The organism is Candidatus Regiella insecticola LSR1, assembly GCF_000143625.1.
Taxonomy (GTDB): domain Bacteria; phylum Pseudomonadota; class Gammaproteobacteria; order Enterobacterales; family Enterobacteriaceae; genus Regiella; species Regiella insecticola.
In genome coordinates, this window is the sequence record NZ_GL379743.1 from 1 (window position 1) to 1,052 (window position 1,052).

The window sequence follows — 1,052 nt, forward strand, 5'->3', positions numbered from 1 at the left end:
CATAGTTAATCAGACGTTTATTGATTATCGCCGTGGAAACTTGACCGCAGTACAAGAGAAGAAAAATGACTACCTTGCTGAATTTCGCCAGACACGTGCCCTAAAAATGGCCATCAGTTCAGTGCATGAACTTTTTGACATGATGCCTGAATTATCTCAAGTTTCCCGTCAATGTGTTGCGGCTAACCTGATTAACCCTATTGCTGGATTTGAAGCGGTTCCTTTACCTGTCCTCGCTGAGAAGCTGTATAGCGCAAGTGAAATTGGCAAATTGTTTGATGTCTCAGCGAATAAAATTGGGCGGATTGCAAATGACAATAACATGAAAACCGAGCAATATGGCGAGTATCATCTAGATAAATCTCGTCATAGTGATAAGCAAGTGCAAGCCTTTCGCTATAACAACCATGCCCTCAACAGATTCAGGCACATTCTTATTGCTGAGCAAGAGGCGAAAGAACATGCCTTGGTTTAAGCGGTTGACGACAGGAACAGGCTTGGGCTATATTCACTACAGGTGCTCAAAACACCTTACACAGCGGTAACCGCATCCGACAACCTGCGGATTTTTTATGTCCAAAGTATTTTGATATGGTCGGGTGTGTGGCTAATACAATACCCGTAAGGGAAATACACCCGCCGACTGTGTACGGTTTTGAGCACCCGACCCCCCTCTCAAAAAGGGTTTAATCAAAATATTACACAGGACATAAAATATGACGATTCAACTCACTTTCCGTACACATCAGTTTGATCTTATTACCCGCGATAACAACGTCTGGTTTACGTGTGCACAACTTACAGAAGCTCTAGAATATGCAGATGATAAAGCTGTTCAGCGAATTTATAGTCGTCATGCAGACGAGTTTACCCTAAGTATGACAGCCGTGGTCAAGTTGACCACCCCATCAGGTGACCAAAGTTGTAGGGTATTCTCCCTACGTGGTGCACATTTGATCGCGATGTTAGCCCGTACACTAATAGCTAAAGAATTCCGTAAGTGGCTATTAGATATTATGGATAAGGAAGTGGGGTGTCCACAATACCAACCC

Annotated in this window: 2 protein-coding genes; both read left to right on the forward strand. The window is 43.5% G+C overall.

The features are described 5' to 3' along the window. Nucleotides 1–475, forward strand: a 475-nt coding sequence (locus tag REG_RS10300) for a hypothetical protein (protein WP_260200270.1), incomplete at its 5' end; no start/stop codon positions are given. 241 nt (nucleotides 476–716) lie between these two features. Beyond that, nucleotides 717–1,052 (forward strand): BRO-N domain-containing protein (locus tag REG_RS10305; protein WP_039908966.1); only part of this gene is annotated, 336 nt, incomplete at its 3' end.